Source organism: Streptomyces sp. AK02-01A (assembly GCF_033795305.1).
Taxonomy (GTDB): domain Bacteria; phylum Actinomycetota; class Actinomycetes; order Streptomycetales; family Streptomycetaceae; genus Streptomyces.
The window spans coordinates 99,797-124,997 of record NZ_JARBAE010000009.1 but is presented as its reverse complement, the minus strand read 5'-3'; the positions used below and the strand labels follow the sequence as shown (position 1 = coordinate 124,997).

The 25,201-nt window shown below is 70.0% G+C and carries 17 protein-coding genes and 1 tRNA gene; 9 read left to right on the top strand and 9 right to left on the bottom strand.

The features are described from left to right. Nucleotides 1-40: 40 nt before the first annotated feature. Nucleotides 41-2,083, bottom strand: a complete 2,043-nt coding sequence (locus PV679_RS12210; RefSeq protein WP_319680167.1) for an N-6 DNA methylase — start codon at nt 2,081-2,083, stop codon at nt 41-43. Nucleotides 2,084-2,257: 174 nt separating this feature from the next. Here PV679_RS12210 and PV679_RS12205 point away from each other — a divergent pair, with 174 nt between their 5' ends. Continuing rightward, nucleotides 2,258-3,034, top strand: coding sequence for a DUF4190 domain-containing protein (locus tag PV679_RS12205; RefSeq protein WP_319680166.1), 777 nt, complete (start codon nt 2,258-2,260; stop codon nt 3,032-3,034). Nucleotides 3,035-3,103: 69 nt separating this feature from the next. Beyond that, nucleotides 3,104-3,898, top strand: coding sequence for a hypothetical protein (locus PV679_RS12200; protein ID WP_319680165.1), 795 nt, complete (start codon nt 3,104-3,106; stop codon nt 3,896-3,898). Between the two features lie 101 nt (nt 3,899-3,999). Here the strand turns inward: PV679_RS12200 and PV679_RS12195 are convergent, their stop codons facing one another. The 4 genes from PV679_RS12195 to PV679_RS12180 form a co-directional block, all read right to left on the bottom strand. Then, the gene (locus tag PV679_RS12195) at nt 4,000-4,743 is read right to left on the bottom strand and encodes an HNH endonuclease family protein (protein ID WP_319680164.1); all 744 of its coding nucleotides are present in this window, start codon (nt 4,741-4,743) and stop codon (nt 4,000-4,002) included. Nucleotides 4,744-4,818: 75 nt separating this feature from the next. Then, nucleotides 4,819-8,370 (bottom strand): transcription-repair coupling factor, encoded by a 3,552-nt coding sequence (mfd, locus tag PV679_RS12190; RefSeq protein ID WP_319680163.1) that lies wholly within the window; start codon nt 8,368-8,370, stop codon nt 4,819-4,821. Nucleotides 8,371-8,643: 273 nt separating this feature from the next. Then, on the bottom strand, nt 8,644-11,220 hold the full coding sequence (locus PV679_RS12185) for an ABC transporter permease (protein ID WP_319680162.1): 2,577 nt from the start codon (nt 11,218-11,220) through the stop codon (nt 8,644-8,646). Then, nucleotides 11,217-12,005: an ABC transporter ATP-binding protein gene (locus tag PV679_RS12180; RefSeq protein WP_319680161.1), complete on the bottom strand. Its 789-nt coding sequence runs from the start codon at nt 12,003-12,005 to the stop codon at nt 11,217-11,219. Before PV679_RS12180 ends, PV679_RS12185 begins: the two co-directional genes overlap by 4 nt. A 515-nt stretch (nt 12,006-12,520) precedes the next feature. Here PV679_RS12180 and PV679_RS12175 point away from each other — a divergent pair. After that, complete coding sequence (locus PV679_RS12175; protein WP_416069701.1) at nt 12,521-14,254, top strand: MFS transporter; 1,734 nt, start codon at nt 12,521-12,523, stop codon at nt 14,252-14,254. Between the two features lie 29 nt (nt 14,255-14,283). Here the strand turns inward: PV679_RS12175 and PV679_RS12170 are convergent, their stop codons facing one another. The 3 genes from PV679_RS12170 to PV679_RS12160 form a co-directional block, all read right to left on the bottom strand. After that, the gene (locus PV679_RS12170) at nt 14,284-15,174 is read right to left on the bottom strand and encodes a cellulose-binding protein (RefSeq protein ID WP_319680159.1); all 891 of its coding nucleotides are present in this window, start codon (nt 15,172-15,174) and stop codon (nt 14,284-14,286) included. Nucleotides 15,175-15,389: 215 nt separating this feature from the next. Next, nucleotides 15,390-17,708 carry an SUKH-4 family immunity protein gene (locus PV679_RS12165; protein WP_319680158.1) on the bottom strand — a complete coding sequence of 773 codons (2,319 nt, stop codon included), beginning with the start codon at nt 17,706-17,708 and terminating at the stop codon, nt 15,390-15,392. Further along, nucleotides 17,705-18,682 (bottom strand): SMI1/KNR4 family protein, encoded by a 978-nt coding sequence (locus PV679_RS12160; protein WP_319680157.1) that lies wholly within the window; start codon nt 18,680-18,682, stop codon nt 17,705-17,707. The genes PV679_RS12165 and PV679_RS12160 overlap by 4 nt, the downstream gene beginning before the upstream one ends. A gap of 277 nt (nt 18,683-18,959) precedes the next feature. Here PV679_RS12160 and PV679_RS12155 point away from each other — a divergent pair, with 277 nt between their 5' ends. Both PV679_RS12155 and PV679_RS12150 read left to right on the top strand, forming a co-directional pair. Further along, complete coding sequence (locus PV679_RS12155) at nt 18,960-19,460, top strand: YwqJ-related putative deaminase (RefSeq protein ID WP_319680156.1); 501 nt, start codon at nt 18,960-18,962, stop codon at nt 19,458-19,460. A gap of 2 nt (nt 19,461-19,462) precedes the next feature. Beyond that, a complete protein-coding gene (locus PV679_RS12150) occupies nt 19,463-19,951 on the top strand; it encodes an SUKH-3 domain-containing protein (protein WP_319680155.1) in 489 nt (162 codons plus the stop codon). A 36-nt stretch (nt 19,952-19,987) separates the two neighbouring features. On the opposite strand, the gene PV679_RS12145 is transcribed toward PV679_RS12150, so the two are convergent. Next, nucleotides 19,988-21,331, bottom strand: coding sequence for a sensor histidine kinase (locus PV679_RS12145; RefSeq protein ID WP_319680154.1), 1,344 nt, complete (start codon nt 21,329-21,331; stop codon nt 19,988-19,990). A gap of 156 nt (nt 21,332-21,487) precedes the next feature. Between PV679_RS12145 and PV679_RS12140 the strand changes: the two genes are divergently transcribed. The 4 genes from PV679_RS12140 to PV679_RS12125 all read left to right on the top strand — a co-directional run bounded on the left by PV679_RS12140 (nt 21,488) and on the right by PV679_RS12125 (nt 25,096). Continuing rightward, nucleotides 21,488-22,360, top strand: coding sequence for a hypothetical protein (locus tag PV679_RS12140; RefSeq protein ID WP_319680153.1), 873 nt, complete (start codon nt 21,488-21,490; stop codon nt 22,358-22,360). Nucleotides 22,361-22,371: 11 nt separating this feature from the next. Next, a tRNA-Gln gene (locus PV679_RS12135) sits at nt 22,372-22,442 on the top strand. Between the two features lie 109 nt (nt 22,443-22,551). Further along, entirely contained in the window at nt 22,552-24,009 is a 1,458-nt protein-coding gene (gene glmU, locus PV679_RS12130; RefSeq protein WP_319680152.1) for a bifunctional UDP-N-acetylglucosamine diphosphorylase/glucosamine-1-phosphate N-acetyltransferase GlmU, read from the top strand. Nucleotides 24,010-24,118: 109 nt separating this feature from the next. Beyond that, nucleotides 24,119-25,096, top strand: coding sequence for a ribose-phosphate diphosphokinase (locus tag PV679_RS12125; protein ID WP_319680151.1), 978 nt, complete (start codon nt 24,119-24,121; stop codon nt 25,094-25,096). Nucleotides 25,097-25,201: the final 105 nt, after the last annotated feature.

Sequence of the window (25,201 nt, the reverse complement as noted above, 5' to 3'; positions counted from 1 at the left end):
ACAACGGCCCCTGGGTTGTACTGAACCGTTGTTGTCCTGGTCACGTCGCGACGGTGCCGTCCGTCAGGCCGTCGTACATCCCCTGCACCATCTTCTCGCCCAGCCGTCCCACGCGGCGCAGCGCGTCCTCGAAGGCGGCCAGGGCCCGGAACTGTTCACCGTATCGGCGCTGGTCGGCGAGAGGAAGCCGCGGGAGCTGGAGCCGGCGCACATCGAGCCGGGTCGCGGTGGAGGCGTAGCTGCTCGCCTGCCGGTTGTTGGCGGTGCCGCGCAGGAATCCGGCCAGGAACCACGGGTCCAGCTCGGCCGGGTCCGGACGCAGCAACTGGAGGTTGCGGCCGAGCGCCGCGCCGGCCGTGGTGGCGTCGACGACGCGTGCGACGGATCCGCCGCCGAGCACGGGCACGATCACATCGCCGGCCCGGACCAGGACGGGCTCTTCACCGGCTCCGTCGGGCAGGGTGCCGGAGGGTCCGGTGCCCGCGAGGACGTCCTGCTCGGTGAGGACACGGCCCGGTCCTGTCCCGGTGCCGCCCGCGCGCAGTTCCAGCGCGCCGGCCCTGGCGAGTTCGCCGACGGTGACACCGGGCCGGCGGGCCGGCTCGGACGGGCCGGGCCGGACGGGCGACGGAGTGAGTTCGACGGTGAGCCGCAGGGTGTCCGCGAGCCGCTCGCGCACCTCGGCCAGTTCGGCCGCGCCGCCACCGGCGGCCGGTGGCGGCAGATGCCGGGCCGGCGCCAGGTCCACGTCGTCGTCGAGGAGTTCGATGACGGGCATCGCGCGGCTGACACCCGGCCGCTCCTCGGCCGTGCCGTCGCGGTCGAAGGGCCGCCAGGCGTCGAGGACGCTGCTCTGGACGGCGCCCCAGTCGAGGCCCTCGCGGCCGCCGCGCGGGGACAGCTCCGCGGTGTCGACCAACAGCAGCTCGGGCGAGGTCCGCTCGCCGGGGACGGGCTTGCGCAGCACCCAGATATGAAGCGGGACGCCGTACGGCGGCGCGGCTCCGGCGGGCAGCGCGACCACGGCGCGCAGCGCGCCGCGGCGCAGCAGATCGGCGCGGACACGGCGGCCCGAGCGGCGGGACGCGGCGGCCGGAGGCATCAGCAGGACGGCGGTGCCACCGGGACGCAGCCGGGCCAGCGCGTGCTGGACCCAGGCCAGTTCGGACTCCGTACGGGCCGGGAATCCGTACTCCCAGCGCGGGTCGTAGGCCAGCTCGTCATGGCCCCAGTTGCGCTCGTTGAACGGCGGATGGCAGAGCACGGCGTCGGCGGCGAGGTCCGGGAAGGCGTCGGCGCGCAGGGTGTCACCGGCCCGCGCGCGGATGTCGGCGTCCGTGTGGAGGGCGAGGCGCAGCGCGGTGAGCGCGGCCAGCTCCGGCGACGCCTCCTGGGCGTACAGGGCGGCCGGTCGCGGGACGGCGTGCAGCAGTGTGCCGGTGCCCGAGGCGGGATCGAGGACGGTCACGCCCTCGGCCGACGCGCCGGCGAGCGCCGCCATCAGCGCGGCGGCCTCGGGCGGTGTGAGCGTGTACTGGCGCGGGTTGGCGTCGAGATACCGGCCGAGCAGGAACTCGAAGCTCTGGCGGGCACCCAGCTCGGCGGCGAGTTCGGCGGCGCCGCGCAGCAGCGGTACGGAGGAGAGCATCTCCCGGGGCGGCGCGGTGTGCACGGCCCGGCCGGCCGCCTCCGCGAAGCGCGGTACGAGGACGTCCTCCAGGGCCGCGGGCAGCAGCTCGGCGAGGCGGGCGTCGGAGGCGGTGGCCAGCTCCAGCCAGCGCGCCGGCCGCTCCCGTACGAGCAGCAGGACGCTGCCCGCGCGGACCAGTGCGGTGGCGGCGCCGGCGGGGTCGGCGGTGAGCTGCTGCCAGGTCCGTTCCCGCAGCGGCACCTCGGCGATCTTTCCCTGGTCGCGCAGCCACCGCTCGATTTCGCCGAGCGCGAAGGACGGGCTGGTCTCGGTGCCGCCGACGGGCTGCGGGAAATCGGCGTGCCGGCGCCGCCAGTTGCTGACCGCCGCGCGTCCCACCCCCGCGAGCCTGGCGATTCCTGCAGCCGTCACTTCTGCTGCGTTCTCCGGCACCTGACTGCCTCCTTCACCGCGCGGCTGCTGTGGCGTCGAGCATAGCGGCGTCCACGAAACAGATCGATTCACACCGTGGACGGAAGTAATGCCGTCTCATCGTGTTGACTCGGTTCACAGGCTCTGCTGTTATTGACTCATCGCTACACCAGCACATCCCGCCGGAGGGCAACCATGTCCCAGTTCACGCAGCAGCCGTACCCGCAGGGACCGCTTCCCGGTCAGCCGGACGCTCCCCGCCAGGCCCGCAACGGCCTCGGCGTCGCGGCCCTGGTGCTCGGGATCATCGGCGCCCTGTCGGGCCTGGTGCCGTTTCTCTTCTGGCTGGCCGCGATCCTCGGCCTGATCGGGCTGATCCTCGGACTGACGGGACGAGGACGAGCGAAGCGCGGTGAGGCCACCAACAAGGCAATGGCCACCACCGGTGTGGTGCTCGGGCTGGTCTCGATGATCCTTTCGGTGGTCGGCGGCGTACTCACCTTCAAGATCGTGGGCGATGTGGTGGACGACATCGACCAGGCCACCTCGTCGAGTTCCGCCGACAAGGGCGGGGCCAGGGAGGAGACGCTCGCGGCCCGTGACTCCGCCGTGTACGACGACGGTCTGACCGTCACCGTGTCCGCGCCCGAGCCGTACTCGCCCAGTGCGACCGCCGCCGGTCACACCGCGGGCCACAAGGCCTACCAGGTCACGCTCGTCATCAAGAACGACGGCAAGAAGAAGTTCGACGCCACGCTGGTCTCCGCCGAGGCCCGCGCCGGCGACAAGGGTGTCAAGGCCGAGGAGATCTTCGACGACACGGTCGGCCAGGGCTTCAACGGCACGGTCATGCCCGGCAGGACGGTCACGGCCCAGCTCGCCTTCGACACTCCCGCGACCGCCAGGACCCTCACCGTGGAGATCCACCCGGGCCTCGCGCACGACTCGTCCCAGTGGGACCTGAAGCTCTGACTCTCCGGCTTCAGCGTCGGCCGCTCGTCCCGCTCACCTTCCATCCTCAGCGTCTTCCGGAGAACCCTCATGTCCCTCACCGCTTCTCCTCGTGTCCGTCGTGGCGTACTCGGCGCGCTCTGCGCGGCAGCCGTCCTGACCCTTCCCGCGTGCGGCCCGCTCGGCCAGGACGCCAAGGACCCCGACAAGCCCGCCGGAAGCGAGCGCACCGACAAGAAGCCCGCGCCGTTCGCGGATCTCTCGGGCCCCGAGATCGCCGACAGGGCGGTCAAGGCCACCCGCGGCGCCTCCTCACTGACCCTCAAGGCCGATCTGCGGGACCCCGAGGAGGGACACATCGTCTTCGACATGGCCCTCTCCACCAAGGGCGACTGCACGGGCACGCTGTCGATGAACGACGAGGGCACCGTGATCATCACGAAGGTCGGCAAGACCGTCTACATGAAGTACGACGAGGAGTTCCTGCGGGCCCAGGGCAAGGGAGAGCCGAAGGCCGACACCGACGCGGTCGTCAAGATGCTCGCCGACCGCTGGGTGAAGACCGACGCCTCGTCCGCGGACGCCAAGGACTTCACCGGCTTCTGCGACCTGGACCAGCTCCTGTCCGACTACGACGGCGGCTCGCTGGCCCGCAAGGGACCTCTGAGCACCGTGAACGGCCGGCCGGCGATGTCGCTCAAGGAGGTCGAGGCGAAGGACACCTACACGATCCACGTCGCCACGGAAGGCGAGCCCTATCTGCTGAAGGTCGTCTCCACCGGCAGTGACCCCGCCACGATGATCTTCAGCGACTACAACAAGCCCGTTCCCGCGAAGGCACCCACCGACAAGGACATCCTGGACCTGGACAAGCTCGGCGGCTGACGCCTTCGCTCCACGCACCGGGGAGGCCGCCGGAGGGGGACGGCCTCCCCGGCCTCCGCATGCCCGCGGCGGGCGCACCGCGCCACCGCGTCAGCCGCCGGTCAACCGCCGCACTGGCGCCGCATCATCTGCTTGTCCGCCGTCGTCACCGGCAGCTCGTACTTGAGGGAGACCTGCGCGAACCGCACCGCGTACGAGCACCGGATCCGCCTGTCCGGAGGCAGCCACGAGGCAGGGCCCGAATCACTCTTGGCGCTATTGGCGGGGCCGTCGACCGGGATCAGATTGAGCGGGTCGTTGGCGATCCGCTCGCGCTTGTCCCTGGACCACCGCGAGGCACCCATCTGCCAGTCGTACGACAGCGGCATCACATGGTCGATCTGCACCTTCGCCGCCTGCGCCTTGCGCCACTCGATGGTCTTGCCGGTGTACGGATCCCGCAGCGTCATGGCGACGACCACACAGTCGGAACCGGACCGGAAGCGCAGCTTCTCGCCGTCGCGGTTCAGCAGATCGTTCCGCGTGTCGCAGCCGTTGTGCGCCAGCGGCACCCCGTCCACCGAGTCCATCCACGCATAGCCGAACTTGTCCCGGTCGTAGCCGGTCTTCGGCCCCCGGCCGGCGGTGCGCACCTTGGCGATGAGCTGCCGCGCCGCCTCCCGGTCGGACTCCGAAGTGATCGGCGCCAGCCCCGGCTTCGTACCGTCGGGGTTGGCCAGCGGCCCGGCGCCGTGCGTACCGGCCGGCGCCGAGGGCCCCGGATCCGCGCCGAGTTCCTCCCTGCAGCCCGCGAGCACCAGCATCGAGAGGACAACAGCCCCTCCGCGACGACACGTTCGTGACATCTGTCCCCCAAGTCCGCCCACGTACGCACCCTACGTCTCAGGCCGGCCGGTCCCGGCATGAGACGTGTGCCCCGGTCACGAACCCAGAATCGTCGTCAGGAACTCTCCCGTCCACACCAGCAGTTCACGCCCCACCACCGGCTTGCCGCCGATCTTGCCCGCCGTCGGACGCGGAACCAGGATCTGATGCGCCGCCGGCTTGATGACCGTCCGGGGATGGAGCCGCTTCAGCCGCAGCTCCTGGGACTCCCGCAGCTCCACCGGCGCGAAGCGGATGTTCGGACCCTGGAGCACGATCTCGCCGACACCGCATGCCCGCGCGAGCATCCGCAGACCCGCCACCAGCAGCAGGTTCTCCACCGGCTCCGGAAGCTTGCCGTAGCGGTCGGTGAGCTCCTCACGGACCGCCTTGATGTCCTCCTCCGTGTTGGCGGAGGCGATCGCCCGGTACGCCTGCAGCCGCAGCCGCTCACCCGGCGCGTAGTCATGCGGGACATGCGCGTCGACGGGAAGCTCGATCTTGACCTCCAGCGGCGCTTCCTCCACCACACCGCCGTCGAGTGAGGCGCGGTAGTCGGCCACCGCCTCGCCCACCATCCGGACATACAGATCGAAGCCGACGCCCGCGATATGGCCGGACTGCTCGCCGCCGAGCAGATTGCCCGCGCCACGGATCTCCAGGTCCTTCATGGCGACATACATGCCCGCGCCCATCTCGGTGTGCTGCGCGATCGTCGCCAGACGCTCATGAGCCGTCTCCGTCAGCGGCTTCTCCGGCGGATAGAGGAAGTAGGAGTATCCGCGCTCCCGTCCCCGCCCGACACGACCGCGCAACTGATGCAACTGCGAAAGACCGAAGTTGTCGCCGCGCTCCACGATCAGGGTGTTGGCGTTGGCGATGTCGATACCCGACTCGACGATCGTCGTGGAGACCAGCACATCGAACTTCTTCTCCCAGAAGTCCACCACGACCTGTTCCAGGGCCTGTTCGGACATCTGCCCGTGCGCCGTGGCGATCCGCGCCTCCGGGACGATCTCGCGCAGCCGGGCGGCGGCCCGGTCGATCGACTCGACACGGTTGTGGATGTAGAAGACCTGGCCCTCGCGCAGCAGCTCACGCCGGATGGCCGCGCCGATCTGCTTCTCCTCGTACGGGCCCACGAAGGTCAGCACCGGATGGCGCTCCTCCGGCGGTGTGGTGATCGTCGACATCTCGCGGATACCGGTGACGGCCATTTCGAGCGTACGGGGAATGGGCGTCGCGGACATCGTGAGGACGTCGACATTGGCGCGGAGCTTTTTGAGCTGCTCCTTGTGCTCCACACCGAAGCGCTGCTCCTCGTCGACGATGACCAGGCCCAGGTCCTTGAACTTGGTCTCCGAGGAGAACAGTCGGTGCGTACCGATGACCAGGTCGACCGAGCCCTCCCGCAGGCCCTGGAGAGTCGCCTTCGCCTCCGCGTCCGTCTGGAAGCGGGACAGCGCTCTCACGACGACCGGGAACTGCGCGTACCGCTCGGAGAACGTGCCGAAGTGCTGCTGCACCAGCAGTGTCGTCGGTACCAGGACGGCGACCTGCTTGCCGTCCTGGACCGCCTTGAAGGCCGCCCGTACGGCGATCTCCGTCTTGCCGTAGCCGACATCGCCACAGACCAGCCGGTCCATCGGGACCGTCTTCTCCATGTCCTCCTTGACCTCGGCGATCGTGGAGAGCTGGTCCGGTGTCTCCACGTAAGGGAAGGCGTCCTCCAGCTCCCGCTGCCAGGGAGTGTCCTGGCCGAAGGCATGGCCGGGCGCGGCCATCCGCGCCGAGTAGAGCTTGATCAGGTCGGCGGCGATCTCCTTGACCGCCTTCTTGGCCCGCTGCTTGGTCTTCGTCCAGTCCGCGCCGCCCAGCCGGTGCAGCGTCGGGGCCTCGCCGCCGACGTACTTGGTGACCTGTTCAAGCTGGTCGGTGGGGATGTACAGCCGGTCACCGGGCTGACCGCGCTTGGCGGGGGCGTACTCGACGAGCAGATACTCACGCGTCGCGGCCTGCACCGTGCGCTGCACCATCTCCACATACCGGCCCACGCCGTGCTGCTCGTGGACGATGTAGTCGCCCGCCTCCAGCGTGAGCGGGTCAATGGTCTTGCGGCGCTTGGCCGGCATCCGCTGGCCGTCCTTGCCGGCCGCCTTCTGGCCGGACAGGTCCGTCTCGGTGAGCACGGCGAGCTTCAGCGCCGGGTCCACAAAGCCGTAGTCGATCGAGCCGCAGGCGACATGCACGACGGACGGCGTGATCTCGGCGAGACCGGCGGCGCTGCGCGCGCCCGGCGTGTCCAGCCGGGCCGGGATGCCCTCGCCGCCGAGGACCTCGACGGTACGGGACGCCGTGCCGTGGCCCTCGGTGACGAACACCGTGCGCCAGCCGTCCGCGAGCCAGCCCTTGGTGTCGGCCAGCGCGCGGGCGGTGTCGCCGCGGTAGGTCTCCGGAGCACGCATCCCCAGCGTGATGGACTCCTCCGTGATCTCCTCGTCGACGGCGAACGGAGAGACCGACCACCACATCATGCCCAGCTCACGCGCCCGGTCCCGGACATCCGCGATGGACCACAGCGAGGCCGCGCCGACATCGATCGGGGCCTCTCCGCCGCCCGCGCTGGCCGCCCAGGAGGCATGGAGGAACTCCTGACTCGTCGCCACCAGGTCCGACGCCCTGGTCCGTACCCGCTCCGGGTCGCAGACCAGGGTCATGGCGCCCTTCGGCAGGACGTCCAGCAGGAGTTCCATGTCGTCGACGAGGACCGGCGCGAGGGATTCCATGCCCTCGACCGCGATCCCTTCGGCGATCTTGCCGAGCAGCTCGCCCAGCTCCGGGTGGAGCTCGGCGAGCGCGGCGGCCCGCTCCCGTACCTCGGCCGTCAGCAGCAGCTCACGGCAGGGCGGCGCCCACAGACCGTGCTCGGCGACCTCCAGGGACCGCTGGTCGGCCACCTTGAAGTACCGGATCTCCTCGACGTCGTCGCCCCAGAACTCCACCCGCAAGGGGTGCTCCTCGGTGGGCGGGAACACATCCAGGATGCCGCCGCGTACGGCGAACTCACCGCGCTTCTCGACCAGCTCGACCCGCGCGTACGCGGCGGCGGCCAGCGCTTCCGTGATCTCGTTCAGATCGGCGCTCTGCCCGCTGCGCAGAGCGACGGGCTCCAGCTCGCCGAGCCCCTTGACCTGCGGCTGGAGCACGGAACGCACGGGCGCGACCACAACGCTGACCGGCCCGGCCGTCGGATCGTCCCGCACGGGATGCGCGAGCCGGCGCAGCACGGCGAGCCGGCGTCCCACAGTGTCGGAGCGCGGCGAGAGCCGCTCGTGCGGCAGCGTCTCCCACGACGGGTACTCGACGACGGTGTCCGGGTCGAGCAGCGACCGCAGGGCCGCCGCCAGATCCTCCGCCTCCCGGCCCGTGGCCGTCACGGCCAGCACCGGCCGCCCGGCCTCCCGTGCCAGCGCGGCCACCGCGAACGGCCGCGCGGCCGGCGGCCCGATCAGATCGACATGCGTGCGGTGACCGTCGGTGGCGGCCTTCACCGCTTCGGCGAGCGCCGGGTCACGTACTACGGCGTCCAGCAGACCGTGCAGGCTCATGAAGGGGGTTCCGTCCGGGTCGTGAGAGGAGAGGCGGTCGTGAGAGGAGAGGCGAGAGCGGTGGACAACGCGAAGGGCCCGACACGTCTCACGGGCCGGGGGTTGTCCAGCGTACGACGCCGCCGGGACACACGCGGTCGCCGCCCGTCGCCGTCGTTCACCGCGAGCACGGGCCGTCCTCGGCCGAGCGCGGGGCCTCCGGCGGACAGCGGTCCGGCCCCGGTGGGCGTTGGAGGACGCCCACCGGGGCCGGAGGGCCCCTACGGTATCGCCCTACTCCGTGGCGATCGCGTTGAGGACGTTCATCCGTCCGGCCCGGAAAGCCGGGACCAGCGCCGCGAACAGTCCGACGAAGGCCGAGGCCACGAAGACCGTCACGATCGTCGGCCAGGGAATCTCCAGAACTCCGAGACCCTCCAGCGCCAGCAGCTTCTGGGCCGCCGTGCCCCAGCCCATGCCCAGACCGAGGCCGAGCAGGGCACCGAAGAGGGCTATGACCACGGACTCCAGACGGATCATCCGGCGAAGCTGACGGCGGGAGAGCCCGATCGCCCGCAGCAGACCGATCTCGCGGGTCCGCTCCACCACTGACAGGGCCAGGGTGTTCACCACACCCAGCACCGCGACGACGATCGCGAGAGCCAGCAGACCGTAGACGATATTGAGGAGCTGGCCTATCTGGTCCTTCAGATCCTGCTTGAAGTCGGTCTGGTTCTGCACCTTGTACTGCGGATACGCGGCGAGCGAGTCCTTGAGGGCCGCGTACGCCTCCTTCTCCTTGCCGTCCTCGGCCGCCGCGAACATGATCATGTTCTTGGGCATCTTGTCGGCGGGCACATACAGCTCGGCGGTCGTGATGTTGGTATACATCACGCCCTTGTCGACACTCGTGTCGTCCGAGGTGATCGCCGCGATCCTCAGATCGGCGGTCTTTCCACCCGGGAAGGTGACGGACATCTCGTCACCGACCTCGACGCCGTGCTTCTCGGCGTAGGCGTCGCCGACCGACATCGCGTTCTTCCCGTATGCCGCCGACAGCTCACCCGCGACGGTCTCCCGGCGCAGATCCTGGGCGTAGCTCGGATCGGCGGCCACCAGCCCCACCTCGTCGGTCTTCCCCGCTGGATCCGTCAGCCTGACGTCGACCCACTTGTACTCGGTGACATGCGCGAGGTCCGGTGCCTTCTCCAGCGCGGCCTGCGCCTGCGGCATGATCGGCTGGCCGTTCCCGGACTGGATGATGAAGTCCGCGCCGACCGACTTGTCCAGCTCGTCGGTGGCCGAGGCGACCATCGAGGAGCCGACCACCGAGAGGCAGGCGACCAGAGCGAGCCCGATCATCAGTGCGGCGCCGGTGGCTCCCGTACGCCGCGGATTGCGCAGCGCGTTGCGCTCCGCCATCCGGCCGACCGGGCCGAACATCCGCAGCACGACCACGCTCAGCACCCGGACCAGACCGCCCGCGAGCAGCGGGCCGATGACCACAAAGCCGATGAGGGTCAGGACCACACCCACACCGAGGAAGAGTGAGCCCTCGCTCGCCTTGTCGGCTCCCGCCGATGTGAGGAGAGCGGCGGCGCCGGCGCCCGTGAGAACCACTCCGAGGACTGCCCGGATCCAGCCCGCCCTGCCGTCCGCCGGTGTCCCGGCGTCACGCAGCGCGGCCATCGGCGAGATCTTCCCCGCCCGCCGGGCCGGGACATAGGCCGCCAGCACGGTGACCACGACGCCGAGGACCAGCCCGATCACCGGAGTCGTCCACTTCACGGTCAGATCCTGCGTGGACAGCTCCATACCGATGGCGGACATGAGCTTCATCAGTCCGACGGCAAGCCCCACACCGGCGCCGACACCGGCCACCGAGCCGAAGATCCCCAGCAGCACGGCCTCCAGCAGCACCGAGCGGTTGACCTGCTTGCGGCTGGAGCCGAGCGCCCGCATCAGACCGATTTCACGGGTCCGCTGGGCGACCAGCATCGAGAAGGTGTTGACGATCAGGAAGATACCGACGAGGAAGGCGATCCCGGCGAAGCCGAGCATCGCGTACTTCATCACGTCCAGGAAGGAGCCGACGTCCGAGCGGTTCGCGTCCGCGGCCTCCTGCTGCGTCTGGAGCTTGTACGGACCGGCGCCGAGCGCGGCCGCCACGTCCTGCTTGAGCCGGCTGTCGCTGACGCCCTGCTCCGCGGTGACATTGAGCTGAGTGAACCGGCCGGTGGCGCCGAGCAGTTGACGCTGAGCGGTGGCGGTGTCGAAGTAGAGGACTGTCGCACCCGGGTTGGTGACCTTGAATGTCGCGATACCGGAGACCTTCGCCGTGAAGTCACCCGTGACGGCGATGGTCCGCAACGAGTCACCGATGGCGAGATGGTGCTTCTCCGCGGTGTCGGCGTCCACCATCACCTCGGTGGGGCCGCGCGGCGCGTGGCCGGAGGTGATCTCCATCGAACGGAGGTCGTTCCGTGTCCAGTTGCCCGCGATGGTCGGCGCGCCGCTGGTCGCGCCCACGTTCTTGTTGTCGGCGTTGACGACGGTCACGCTCATGCTGCTGACGGCGCCCTCGACGGACTTCACACCGTCCGCCGCCCCGACCGTCTCGATGGCCGAGGCCGGCAGCGTCTCGGGCTTGCCCGTCTGCGGGGTCTCGTCCGGGCCCTTGGCGGCCTTGGGACTGACCGTGACGTCGGCGGAGGTCGCGGCGAAGAGCTTGTCGAATGTCGTGTTCATCGTGTCGGTGAAGACGAGCGTGCCCGACACGAACGCGACCGACAGCAGGACGGCTACGGCGGAGAGCGCCATCCGCCCCTTGTGCGCGAGGAAGTTGCGCATGGAGGTCTTGACGACGGTCACGACGTCCGCCCCCGCGCGTCGAAGTCCTTCATGCGGTCGAGGACGGCGTCGGCCGTCGGCCGGATCATCTCGTCGACGATCCGGCCGTCCGCCAGATACAGCACACGGTCCGCGTAGGACGCGGCGACCGGGTCGTGCGTCACCATCACGATCGTCTGGCCCAGCTCGTCGACGGACCGGCGCAGAAAGCCCAGCACCTCCGCGCCGGCGCGCGAGTCCAGATTTCCGGTCGGCTCGTCACCGAAGATGATCTCGGGGCGGGCGGCGAGCGCTCTGGCCACCGCGACCCGCTGCTGCTGACCGCCGGAGAGCTGCGTCGGCCGGTGCTTGAGCCGGTCCGCGAGCCCCACCGTCTCCACGACCTGCCGCAGCCACGCGGCGTCCGGCTTACGGCCGGCGATGTCCATGGGCAGCGTGATGTTCTCCAGGGCGTTGAGCGTCGGCAGGAGGTTGAACGCCTGGAAGATGAAGCCGATGCGGTCCCGCCGCAGTTGCGTGAGCCGCTTGTCCTTGAGCTTCGTTATCTCCGTCTCGTCGAGGTGGATCTCACCCGAGGTGACGGTGTCCAGACCGGCGAGGCAGTGCATCAGCGTCGACTTGCCGGAGCCCGACGGACCCATGATCGCGGTGAACTGCCCCCGGGCGATGTCCACATCGACATGGTCGAGCGCGACCACCCGCGTCTCTCCCGAGCCGTACGCCTTGACGACCTGCCGCGCTCGCGCCGCGACGGCCGTACGCCCTCCAGTACCCCCGTGCCTGGGAATGGTCACAGCCGTTGCCACGGTAAGTCTCCTATGTCGGTCGATACTTCGATGAATGCGCAACAGCCCGTGATGAGGTCGAATCACCGCTGTCGTCCCGCGTGTTCTGAGTCTGCTGGTTTCAGGGCCCCGGCGCGCTGGTGCGCAGCGCAGTCTTCGCCTGGGGTTTTCCCCACCCCCCTGCTCCGGTGAGCCCCCGCCGAACACCCGCGGGCTCTCCGTAGCCGTAAGACAAAGTTAAGGAACGAGCGGCCGTCTTCTCGTCGTCCGCCGGGACGACCGGCCCCTGGCCACATGTAAGGAGAACCCCCTAGGGGACTCGGCCCCCGGGTGGAGCCCCCGGGTGGAGCCCCCGGGTGGAGCCCCCGGGTGGAGCCGCTGGGTGGAGCCGCTGGGTGGAGCCGCTGGGTGGAGCCGCTGGGTGGAGACCGCCGGAGCGGCGGGGCGTGGCGCCGGGCGAATCCCGCGCCCTCCCGCACCACGCGGCGCGAGTGAGAAGGTGTCCCACGGAAATACATGCATAGGGAAGGGATCCCGTGAGCGGCGCCGGCGGAAGTACCGAGAACACCGGACGTACCGAAGCGATACCAGAGGCCCCGGCACCGCCGGCCGTCCCCGCGCCACCCGGACGCGGACGCCGCCGCGGAAGCCGGCCGGACCGTGCGCGAGGCCGCGGGCCGGTCGTCGCCGCACTGATGCTCGGCATGGCGCTCGCCGCGCTGGACGGCACCATCGTCTCCACGGCCGTCCCGCAGATCGTCGGCGACCTCGGCGGATTCGCCGTCTTCTCCTGGCTTTTCTCCGGTTATCTGCTCGCCGTGACCGTCACCCTGCCCGTGTACGGAAAACTCTCCGACACCTTCGGCCGCAAACCGGTGCTGATCGCCGGAATCATCCTCTTCCTCATCGGCTCACTGCTCTGCGCGACCGCCTGGAACATGGCCTCCCTGATCGCCTTCCGCGTCGTCCAGGGCCTCGGCGGCGGCGCGCTCCAGGGCACGGTGCAGACCATCGCCGCCGACCTCTACCCGCTCAAGGAACGTCCCAGGATCCAGGCCAAGCTGTCGACGGTCTGGGCCATGTCGTCCATCGCGGGACCCGCTCTCGGCGGACTGCTCGCCGGATACGCGGACTGGCGCTGGATCTTCCTGATCAATCTGCCGGTGGGCGCCGTCGCGCTCTGGCTGGTGGTCAGGCATCTGCGCGAGCCCGGCCGTACGCCTGCCACCACCACCGCACCGGCGGCACCCGCCACCGCCCTCGACACGCCGGCCGTCCGGAAAGACATGTCCCCAGCGCCCGCCGATACGTCCCGCCACACCGGTGCCCGTACCGTACGGGCGCCCCGCACCCGTATCGACTGGGCGGGCGCCCTCGCCGTCTTCGCCACCGGCGCACTGCTGCTCACCGCCCTCGTCCAGGGCGGCGTCGCCTGGCCCTGGCTGTCCGCGCCCTCGTTCGCCCTCCTGGGCGGCAGCGCCGTCCTCGCCGCACTCACCGTGGTCATCGAGCGACACGCGGCGGAGCCGATCATTCCGGGATGGGTCTGGCGCCGCCGGACCATCGCTGCCGTCAATCTCGCGCTCGGCGCCCTCGGTCTGCTGATGGTCGCGCCGACCGTCTTCCTCCCGACCTACGCGCAGTCCGTGCTCGGCCTCGGCCCGATAGCGGCCGGCTTCGTCCTCTCCGCCATGACGCTGAGCTGGCCGGTCTCCGCGGCCCTCTCCAACCGGCTCTACAACCGCATCGGCTTCCGCCGGACCGCGATCATCGGAATCTCACTGGCCATGCTGGTGCTGCTCGCCTTCCCGCTGCTTCCCTTCCCCGGCCGGCCCTGGCAACCGGCACTGATCATGCTGCTGCTGGGCGGCGCGCTCGGGCTCTTCCAGCTCCCGCTGATCATCGGCGTCCAGTCGACCGTCGGCTGGTCGGAGCGCGGCACGGCCACCGCGTCCATACTCTTCTGCCGCCAGGTCGGGCAGAGCGTCGGCGCCGCGCTGTTCGGTGCCGTCGCCAACACCGTCCTCGCCGCCCGGCTCGCCGACCCGCCCTCGCCGGGACTCCCGGACGACCTGGACTCGGTCTCGCGCGCGCTGGAGAATCCCGCCGCACTCACCGCCGAAGCCACGGACTATCTGCGCCGGGCGGTGGACGCGGCGGTCGACCACGTCTATCTCGGCGCGGCCGGAGCCGCGGCCGTCGCCCTGCTGGTGCTCCTCTTCGTGGCACCGCACCGCTTCCCGGTCATCCCGGAGAAGGACGGCGACTGACACGCGCCCCCGCCGACCATCCCGCCGGCTCAGCCCGTCACCGGGACGCGCCCGGTCAGCGCCGCCAGACTGCTCCGTACCTGCGCCAAGTGCGACCGCATCTCCTCACATGCCTCGTTGTGCTCCCGCAGCACCCGCTCCGTGTCCCGCGCGATCCGCTCCGCCCGCGCCCGCGCCTGCCCGACCAACTCGGCGGCCCTGGCCCGGGCGTTCTGCTGGCCGTACCGCGCCCGCTCGCCCGCCTCGAAGAAGAGTCGCTGCGCGTGCATGAGCCGGACCTCCGCGTACGCCGCGAGTTCCGCCTGCTGAAGCTCCACGGCGGCCTCCCGCTCCGCGAACTCCCGCTCCGCCGCCACCAGCCGCTCGATCTGGCCCTGCTGCGGACCGCCGACCGCGGCCTGGGCCCGCCGGCGCGTCTCCGCCAGCATCTCCAACGCCGCCTCGCGCTGCTCCTCGGCGTCGCGACGCGCCTCCGCCAGCTCCGCGTCGGCCGCGCTTCTGGCGGCCTCCAGGACCCGCCCCGCGTAGTGCTCCGCCGCCGCCCCCACGGAATCGGCCTGTGCACAGGCTCTCTCCTGGAGCTGCCCCGCCGTGTCCCCGGCCATGTCGAGCACCGCCCTCGAATCCTCGCGCGCCCGGGCCCGTACCGCCTCGGCCTGCTCCATCGTGAGAAGCAGGATCTGCTGGGCGCGATGGCCGAGCGTCTCGTACGACTGCGGCGCGAGGGACGACACCCGCTTGCGCAACTCGACCGTCTCGTCCTCCATCCGCGTGGCGATCCCGGTGAGCCGCGCCGCGCGCTCCCAGGCGTCGGCGCGCTCCCGGTACAGCGCCGTGACCCGCTGATCGACCTGCGCCGGGCAGTAGCCGCGCCCCCGCACCGACGCGAAGCCATGAGCCGACAGCCATGCAGCACCCATCCTGAAACCCCTTTCCGACACAAAACACCATCCGGAGTAATCCTGTCGGAAAGGACCGAACTGCCCATACCGCGACACTCCCCCCGACCGCCCAGGTCCAGGACACGGCGTGCGCGGTGCGGCACCGCAAACGCGAACGACCGAGGCGCCCACCGCATCTCGCGGAGAGCGCCTCGGTCATTCACCTGCCGCACGGCCACCGGGCCGCGGTCAGCTCACAGCAGTCCGTCCCACATCTGCTCCAGCAGCACCGACCACCAGCTCTCCGGCGACGACAGCGCCGCCGGATCGAGCGCGGCGAGCTGCGCCTGGAAGTCGACCGTCCAGCGGCCCGCCTGCTCCGGGTTGAGACCGAAGCGCAGCCGCCACATCCGGCCCAGCAGCGCCAGCGACCGCGTGAACTCCGGCAGGCCGGTGTTCACGAACTGCGGCGGCGACGACTGCCCGCCGGGACCCGCCTCGACCGGCACCGCCATGATGTGCGCCGTGCCGTACTGGACACAGATCGCCCGGCCGAAGTCGCTGCCCATCACCAGATACGAGTTCGCGTCCGGCGCCGCCGGCACCTGCCGCTGCGCGGCCAGTTCCGCCAGCGTGGGCACCACCGGCTGCGGCGGCTGGGCCCAGAAGAACGGCCCGAAATCGGCCGGCAGCCCCGCCCACACCAGCGTGCGCGCCACAATCTCCGGCACTCCCTGACGGGACACCGCCCGCTGGTCGAACCGGCAGATGCCCGCCGGGCCGAACGCCCCCATCAGCTCCTGCGCGACCCCCTCCGGCGGGATGGGCGGAGCGGGCGGCAGCGGCGGCAGCGGCGCACGCACCGGCGCGGGCCGCGCGGGGCCGTCCGCGACCTGATGCAACTCACCCTGATGAGTGAGGAGATGCCGCATGCCCTGTTGCCGGCCGGCGTGGTCCTGGCCGTACGGAGCGACACTGGTGATCCGCACCTGCGGCCAGGTCTCCCGGATCATCCGCGCGCAGTAACCGCCGGGCAGCTCGCACGACTCCAGCTCCGTGTGCAGCTCCAGCACCTGCTGCGGCGGCACGTTCATGGCGCGCAGCTCATGCAGGATCTGCCACTCGGGATGCGGAGTGCCGGGCGCGGAACGGCGGATGAGCCGGGCCTCGGAGCCGTCGGGCGCGCGATAACGCAGCACGGCCTGATAGCCGGGACCGACCGTCGGAAGCGCGGGCGGCTGCTGCGGATAGCCGTACGCCGCCGGACCGGGCGCCGGGACGGCCGGCGGCATACCGGGCGGGCCGGGAGGACCCGGCGGCGGACCGGACCGGCCAGGACCGGCGAGCATCGTCTCGGCGTGCTGCGCGCCACCCGGCGCACCCGGCGGACCAGGAGGCCCGGGCGGAGCCTGATGACCCTGAGGCGGGCCCGCGAACATCGTCGGCGCGTGATGCGGCGCGCCGGCGGGCACGCCGGGCGGCGGCGCGGCGGGAGGCGCCGGAGGCCGCGGGCCGCCGGGACCGGGATGCGGGACAAGCTGCGTCGGCAGATAACCGGCCGCCGGAGCACCGGGCGCGCCGGGACCCGAAGGCGGCGGCGCCGGAACGGACGGCCGCGCGCCCGGAACACCCGGAGCGCCGGGCGGCGGCGGAGGCGTCGCTCCGCCACCGCCCGGACCGCGCCGTGGTGCCTGCGCCTTGCTGGTCGCGGCGTCGGAGATGTCGGCGGCGCCGGCACCGGCCGGCCCCGGCGCGCCAGGACCCGGCACCTGGCCGCCCGGCAGCGGAGTCACCGTGGTCGGCGGCAGCTCGCCGCCGCCCGGGAGGAGCGTGGTCGGCGCGTCACCGGGCGCCACCGGCGGCGGCGTGCGCACCTCGTCCGCCGCCAGGAGCGGCGGCGCGAAGACCGTCGCCGGCAGCGGTACGGAACCGTCCTCCGCCGAACCGGGCGAAGCATTGGTGTCGGTACCGGCCCAGGGCGTGGCCCCGGCCGGCGCCGCGACCGGCACACCGTCGTTGGCCGTGGGCACATACTCCGCGCCGCGACCGCCAGCCGACCCGGGAGCGGCCCAAGGAGAGCCGCTTCCCGGCCCGTTGGCCGCCACACCGGCGCCGGAGGAGGAACCCGAAGAAGCCGGAGAGGCCACAGACCCCGTGGACGCTGCCGCCGCCGCCGACGACCGCCGGTCCGGAATCCCCAGCCTGTCCGCCGCCTCCTGGAGCCACTCCGGCGGAGTCAACAAGAACGACGTCTGATTCAGATCGATCCGCTGCGGCGGCTCGGCCGCCACCGGCGCCGCGACCGGCGCCCCGTACTCCTCCTCGTACCGCCGGATCACCTCACCCACCGGCAGCCCCGGCCACAGCGTCGCCTCACCACTGTCCCGGGCGATCACCAGCCGCTGCCGGCCGCCGTCCGACGTGGGACCGTCCTCACGGTCCTCCGCCCACACGACAAAACCCAGCTCGAACTCCCGCACCCGCACCTCACGATGCTGGTAACCCGGCACATCGCCATTGACCCAGTCGTCCGCGCGCTCCTGCGCCTGCGCGAAGGTCACCATCGCGCTCATCCCTCCACCGGGACAGCGTGCGCGAAGCCGCCGTCCACCATCAGATTCGCCACGGTCTCCAACTCGGGCGGACTGCCCGCCAACCGCCCCAGAAAGACATCGAAGTCCTCCCCGCACGGCAGCAACAGCCGCTCCACCCGCTCCCGCACATCCCACTCGCCCCGGTCCCGGGCATCGTCGTACGCGCAGAACCAGACCGAACCGAGCCGCTCGCCCTTCACCTTCACCGCGAGAATGCCGCCCTGGACAAAACCGACACCCAGATAATCCTTGGTCAGATGGTCCCGCAGACACTTGTTGACGTACACCAGGTCATTGACCGCGGCCTCGTCCCGCACCGTGAAAAACGGCTGATCCAACAGCAGACCCAGCTCCGGATCGAGCGCCACGCCCACCGGCGCGCAACCGCCCGCCGCCTTCAGAAACGCGCGGTACGCACCCGGCAGCCGATAACCCAGATCCTCCTCCACACCCAGAAGCTGCTGCTCACTCACCGACAACGACGCCTTCGGTAGCCCGAAATGCACCGGCCGGGTCTCCCGCAACGGCCGCGTACCGCGCTTCTCATGATCCACACGCGTCGTCGCCAGACCACCGTGATGCCGCAGCAACGCCTTCACCTCGACCGGCACCAGCACCAGCCGACGCGAAGCCGGCACATGATGCCAGGTCAGACCATGCGGAGTGGCCACCGAAGGAATCGTGTCCCACAACTCGTGCCCCGCCGCGTGCAGCGCCGCGTTCGCCGACACATAATCCGTGAGACGCAGCTCATCCACGCCGAACCCCTCCGGAGGCTCCGCGATCTCCGCGGCGGCGCGCGCGTACGGCGAGAAATCCGGATAGCCGTCCTCGTCCACCCGCACACCTCTCGGATGGCGAGCAGCCCGGACCGGGTCCGGGAAATGCACGACCTGCCCGGCGTAGGCCGCATTCGGTGGCGCGGCTTGCTGCCCGAGCCGACCTGTCGTCATGGCGGTTGCCCCCTGCTGCTTCCGGCTGGTTCAGCACAGCCCTGGTTCAGCACAGCCTATGCGGTGAGGCAACAGGGGCTCAGGCACTCCTCCCAGCCGCCGCCACGACCCTTCCAACCCGTGACCAACTGTCACTCAAGAGTGACCCAGAGCCGACACAACCCCCCGAAACACGCCCCAGCTTCCCCACGGCCCGTCACATTTGGCAGGCTGTCCCCGCAAACTCGGGGGACGTGACACAGCGGCTACCCGCCGCGGGCACGGGAGGGACAGCACCTTGCACACAGCACCGACCGGCACATCCGGCGACCCACGCCTCAGTTGGAGCAGCACGGAACCAAGCCGGCCACCCGCACTCCACCGGCGCCGCGACGGCATCCTGCCCGCCGTCGCCGCCGCGTTCTCCGTACGCGGCGAAACCCTCACCAGCACCGCCGGCAAAGGCGACCAGCCACCCACGCTCCACCCGCTCGTACAGGACTTCCTCGACACCCTCACCAGCGGACAGCGGGAACGGTTCACCGGCCGCTGCCCCGAAGCCATACTGCTCTCCCGCCACCTCACCGCCACCGAGGACAGCCGCTCCAAACGAGCCCGGCGAAAACCCCTCACCCACAGCGAGGCACGCCGCTCCCTCAAACACTCCAAACTCACCGCCCGCCACATCCGCGAAGACGGCGACCCCCTCCACGGCAGCTACGCCCCGCCCTGCCGCTCCTGTACACCGCTCCTCGCCCACTTCGGCGTACGGCCCGTCGACCCCACCGAGAACGGCTGACCATGCCCGACCTCAGCACCACCCGCTTCCCCGTCCCCGTCGACGCCGCACTGCGCGAAGCCGGCTGGCAGCCCGGCCGCTGGGACATAAAACAGGCCGAGGAATGGGCCGACACCCTCAGTGCCCACATCACCCCCGCCGGCCACCGCCACACCGTCCTCCCCGCCGCCGTCGAAGTCTGGGCCGAATTCGGCGGACTCCGCATCACCGCGTCCGGACCAGGACGGCAAATCGCCCCCGCCACCCTGCGCATGGACCCCATGGCCGGCATCCACCTCGCCCGCACCCTCGCCGACCTCGGCCGGTCCCTCGACACCCAGATCAGCCCAATCGGCGAAGAAGGCGAAGGACAAGCCGTCCTCGCCATCGACACCGAAGGCCGCGTCTTCAGCATCGACCACACCGGCGACTGGTACCTCGGACCCGACATCGACCACGCGCTCAGCACCCTGCTCACCGGCCTCGAACCCGCCCGGCTCACCTCAAGCTGACCCAGCACCCCGCACCGCCGGCCACCACGCCCCGGCTCAGGCAGCCGCACCACGATCCGGCAGCACCGCCGACACCCGGAAACCCCCCGCGTCCGTCTCCCCCGACACAAACGCCCCACCCAGAGCCATCACCCGCTCCCGCATCCCCACCAGACCATTACCGCCACTCGGCAACCCGGCGTCCTGCGCGCCACCGTCCGAAGGCCCGTTCTCCACCTGCATCGCCACCTCCGCATCACGATGCGCCAGCCGGACCCTCACCTTCGCGCCCGCAGCATGCTTGTGCACATTGGTCAACGCCTCCTGCACCACCCGGTACGCCGTCTGCTCGACCTCCCGCGCATACGAACGCCACTCCCCCTGCACCAACAGCTCCACCACCATCCCCGCGTCCCGGGACTGCCCCACCAACGCCTCGATGTCCCCCATACCCGGACCGTCCTCAGCCGCCGCGGCCGCCGCAGCGGCAGCCGCCGCCAGCCCCACCGCCGCCAACGGCACCGAGACCGCCGGCACCGGCCCCACATCCGCCGCCTTACGCGCGGCCACCCGCTCCCCCGTCCGCAGCACCCCCAGCATCTCCCGCAACTCCGTCAGCGCCTGCCGCCCCATGTCTCCCACCAGCGCCGCGTTCTTCACCGCCTTCGACGGATCCTTCAACGCCACCGCCTGCAACGCCGCCGCGTGCACCACCATCAGACTCACCCGGTGCGCCACCACATCGTGCATCTCACGGGCGATCCGCGTCCGCTCCTCCGTACGCGCCCACTCCGCACGCTGCTCCGCACGGTCAGCGAGCAGCGACAACTCCTGCTCCAGGCTGTCCGCCCGCTCCCGCAGACTCTCCATCAACCGCCGTCTCGCCCCGACATACAGCCCGAACAACACCGGCGGCGCCGTCAGCCCCACCGACATCAGAACCGCCACAAGCGGCACATACCACCGGCCCGAGTCAAACCCCGTGTCCGCCACGTTCTGCCGCGTCCGCACAAACGTCACAATCAACGTCCCCACCAGCGACATACCGGCCAACGCGACAATCAGCCGGCGCGGAGTCTCAGAAGCGGCGAGCGTATACAGCCCCACCAGCCCCATCAGATAACCCATCTCCGCCGGCGTGATCGCGATCGTGACAAGCACCACCGCCAGCGGCCACCGCCGCCGCACCAACAGCACCGAACCGGCCAGCAGCCCGAACACCACCCCCACCGGCACCGGCAGCGCCGCCGTATCCGCGAACCGCACCCCCTCCAGCCCGCACTCCAGAGCCGACACGACCGCCAGCCCCACATCCAGCACGACACTGCGCCGCCGCGCCCACCACCACAGGCCGCGAGCGGTCGCGCCCGCAGCGTCCTGGTGTGCCCCCGTTGTGGTCATGTCTCCCAGCCTACGGGCGCCCGCGACTCAATTTCCGGCGACCGCGACAGCACAGAAAGCGACCACACACACCCAGAACAACCATCGATCCCTCGAACTGGCGAATCGCCCACACATTCGAGCCGGACGTCCGCATTCCGGACGATGATCTCCGACATGACAGCGATCCACGGCCCGTACGCCGACTTCGAAGGACTCCGCGAACAAGCCGTCGCGCTGCGCCGCGAGGGCCTCAGCCTGCGCCAGATCCGCGACCGCCTGAAGATCCACAACAACGACATCCTCAACCGCCTCGTCAAAGGCGAACCACCACCGGAATGGACCAAACGCCCGAACGCCAAGGACGACCTGCGCGAAAAGGCCCGCGAGCTGCGCCGCGAGGGCCTCACCTACGACCAGATTCAGCTTGAGCTGGGCTGCTCGAAGAGCTCGATCTCCCTGTGGGTACGGGATCTGCCGAAGCCGGAGCGGCGCGACTCGGTGGAACAGGCGAAGCTGGCGGCCCGGAAGCGCTGGGATCACGAGCTGGCCGTCCGGGAGGAGCGACGCCGGCGGACGAAGGCGGCGGCCACCAACGACATCGGAGCGATGTCCGAGCGCGAGCTGTTCCTGCTGGGGGTCGGGCTCTACTGGGCCGAAGGCTCAAAGGCCAAGCAGCACCGCCCACAGGAACGGGTCACATTCATCAACAGTGATCCACACATGATCGAGGTCTTCTTCGCATGGCTCGATCTGCTGGGCGTCAGCCGCGACCGGCTGCGATACCAGGTCCAGATCCACGAGTCGGCCAATGTCTCCGCAGCGGAGCGCTTCTGGGCAGGCGTCGCGGGCGTCGACGTCGAGGCCCTCGGCAAGACCACACTCAAGAGGCACAACCCGAAGACCGTTCGAAAGAATGTCGGCGAGGACTATCGCGGCTGTTTCGCCATTCGGGTCCTGCGAAGTGCCGACTTGTACCGTCGCATCGAGGGCTGGTGGTACGGCATAGTAGTTGCTGCACTCGCGCCCGATCCTAAAAATCGGACATAGACGGCAAACCATCCCGGGTCGTCTAAAGGCAGGACAAATGGTTTTGGTCCATTGAATGAGGGTTCGATTCCTTCCCCGGGAGCCGCTCGTCACGGGTTCCGACCACACCGGTCGGGACCCGTATTCGTTTCCCCTCCGAGACCCCCCGGTATCCTGCGGTTGTCCACCACTCGAAGCCGAAGGACATTCCCGTGAGCGCCAACCGCCCGGCAGCCGTCATCGTCCTCGCAGCGGGTGAGGGAACCCGCATGAAGTCGAAGACTCCCAAGGTTCTGCACGAGGTCTGCGGGCGCTCGCTCGTCGGACATGTCGTGTCCGCGGCCCGTGAGCTCGGTCCCGAGCATCTCGTCGTTGTTGTCGGCCATGCCCGTGAGCAGGTCGAGGGGCATCTGAGCGACGCCTACCCCGGCGTGCGCACCGCTCTGCAGGCCGAGCAGAACGGCACCGGCCATGCCGTCCGGATGGCGCTCCAGGAGTTGGGGAGCACTCCGGACGGGACCGTGGTCGTCGTCTGCGGAGACACTCCGCTGCTCTCCGGCGAGACGCTGAACGCGCTGGCCGCGACCCATGCGGCGGACGGCAACGCGGTGACGGTGCTGACGGCCGAGGTTCCGGACGCCACGGGATACGGGCGGATCGTCCGGGACGGCGCGAGTGGTGCGGTGACGGCGATCGTGGAGCACAAGGACGCCACCGAGGCGCAGCGCGCGATCCGTGAGATCAATTCGGGTGTGTTCGCGTTCGACGGGCAGTTGCTGGCGGATGCTCTGGGGAAGGTGCGTACGGACAACAGTCAGGGTGAGGAGTATCTGACTGATGTGCTCGGGATTCTGCGGGAGGCGGGGCACCGGGTGGGTGCGGCCGTGGCGGCGGATCACTGGGAGATCGTGGGGATCAACAACCGGGTGCAGCTCGCGGAGGCGCGTCGGCTGCTGAATGACCGGCTGTTGGTGCGGGCGATGCTGGCGGGCGTGACGGTGGTGGATCCGGCGTCGGTCTTCGTCGATGTGACGGTGACGTTCGAGCAGGATGTGGTGGTGCATCCCGGGACGCAGTTGCTGGGTGCCACGCATCTTGGTGAGGGTGCCGAGGTGGGGCCGAATTCGCGGCTGCGGGACACGTCGGTGGGTGCGGGTGCGCGGGTGGACAACACGGTGGCGGACGGCGCGGTGGTGGGTGAGGCGGCGATGGTGGGGCCGTACGCGTATCTGCGGCCGGGTACGAGGCTTGGCGTGCGGGCGAAGGCCGGCACGTATGTGGAGATGAAGAACGCGACGATCGGCGAGGGCACGAAGGTGCCGCATCTGTCGTATGTGGGTGACGCGACGATTGGTGAGTACACGAATATCGGCGCGGCGAGTGTCTTTGTGAACTACGACGGTGAGTCGAAGCATCACACGACGGTCGGCTCACACTGTAAGACGGGTTCGGACAACATGTTTGTGGCGCCCGTCACGGTGGGGGACGGTGCTTACACGGCGGCGGGGTCGGTCATCACGAAGGATGTGCCGGCTGGTTCGCTGGCGGTTGCCCGGGGCCAGCAACGGAATATTGAAGGCTGGGTGGCTCGGAAGCGTCCGGGCAGCGCTGCGGCGCGGGCCGCTCTGGCCGCGCGGGAGGCGGGTGGGTCGGCTGAGAACGAAAGCTGACCGGAAACAGGTGCGTCGTTCTCGGCGTACCGTGATATCTGCACGATTCGGCTGGCTCGCAGGGACGCGCGGGTGCAGTGGCCGTCGACACGTCTGAGGAGACAGTGCTGTGACCGGGATCAAGACGACCGGCGAGAAGAAGCTGATGCTCTTTTCCGGCCGCGCCCACCCCGAGCTGGCGGAGGAGGTCGCACAACAGCTTGGTGTCGGGATTGTGCCGACCAAGGCGTTTGATTTTGCCAATGGTGAGATTTATGTCCGTTATCAGGAGTCGGCTCGTGGTGCGGACTGCTTCTTGATTCAGAGCCATACCGCTCCGATCAACAAGTGGATCATGGAGCAGTTGATCATGATTGATGCTCTGAAGCGGGCTTCGGCCCGGAGCATCACGGTGATCGTGCCGTTCTACGGTTACGCGCGGCAGGACAAGAAGCACCGTGGGCGTGAGCCGATTTCGGCCCGTCTGGTGGCGGATCTGATGAAGACGGCGGGCGCCGACCGGATTCTGACGGTGGATCTGCACACGGATCAGATCCAGGGCTTCTTCGACGGTCCGGTTGATCATCTGTTCGCGCTGCCGGTGCTGGCGGACTATGTGGCGGGGAAGGTGGACCGGTCCAAGCTGACGGTCGTGTCCCCGGACGCGGGCCGGGTGCGGGTCGCGGACCGCTGGTGTGACCGTCTCGGGGCGCCGCTGGCGATCGTGCACAAGCGGCGTGACAAGGATGTCGCGAATCAGGTGACGGTCCATGAGGTCGTCGGAAATGTGGCCGGCCGGGTGTGTGTGCTGGTGGACGACATGATCGACACGGGTGGGACGATCTGTGCGGCGGCGGACGCGCTGTTCGCGCATGGTGCGGAGGACGTCATTGTGACGGCGACGCACGGGGTGCTGTCGGGTCCGGCGGCGGACCGTCTGAAGAATTCGCAGGTCAGTGAGTTCGTCTTTACGAACTCACTGCCGGATCCGGGCAATCTGGAGCTCGACAAGATCACGGTTCTGTCGATCGCGCCGACGATCGCGCGTGCGGTGCGTGAGGTGTTCGAGGACGGCTCGGTGACCAGCCTCTTCGAGGAGCAGGCGTAGTCGTAGGGCTGTGTCCGGGCCTGTGTCCGGGTGCGGAAGATCGATTTCTGAGGCGGCCTTCCCGCCGGGTAGACTCACGGAGTTGCTCGGCGAGGGAGGCCGCAC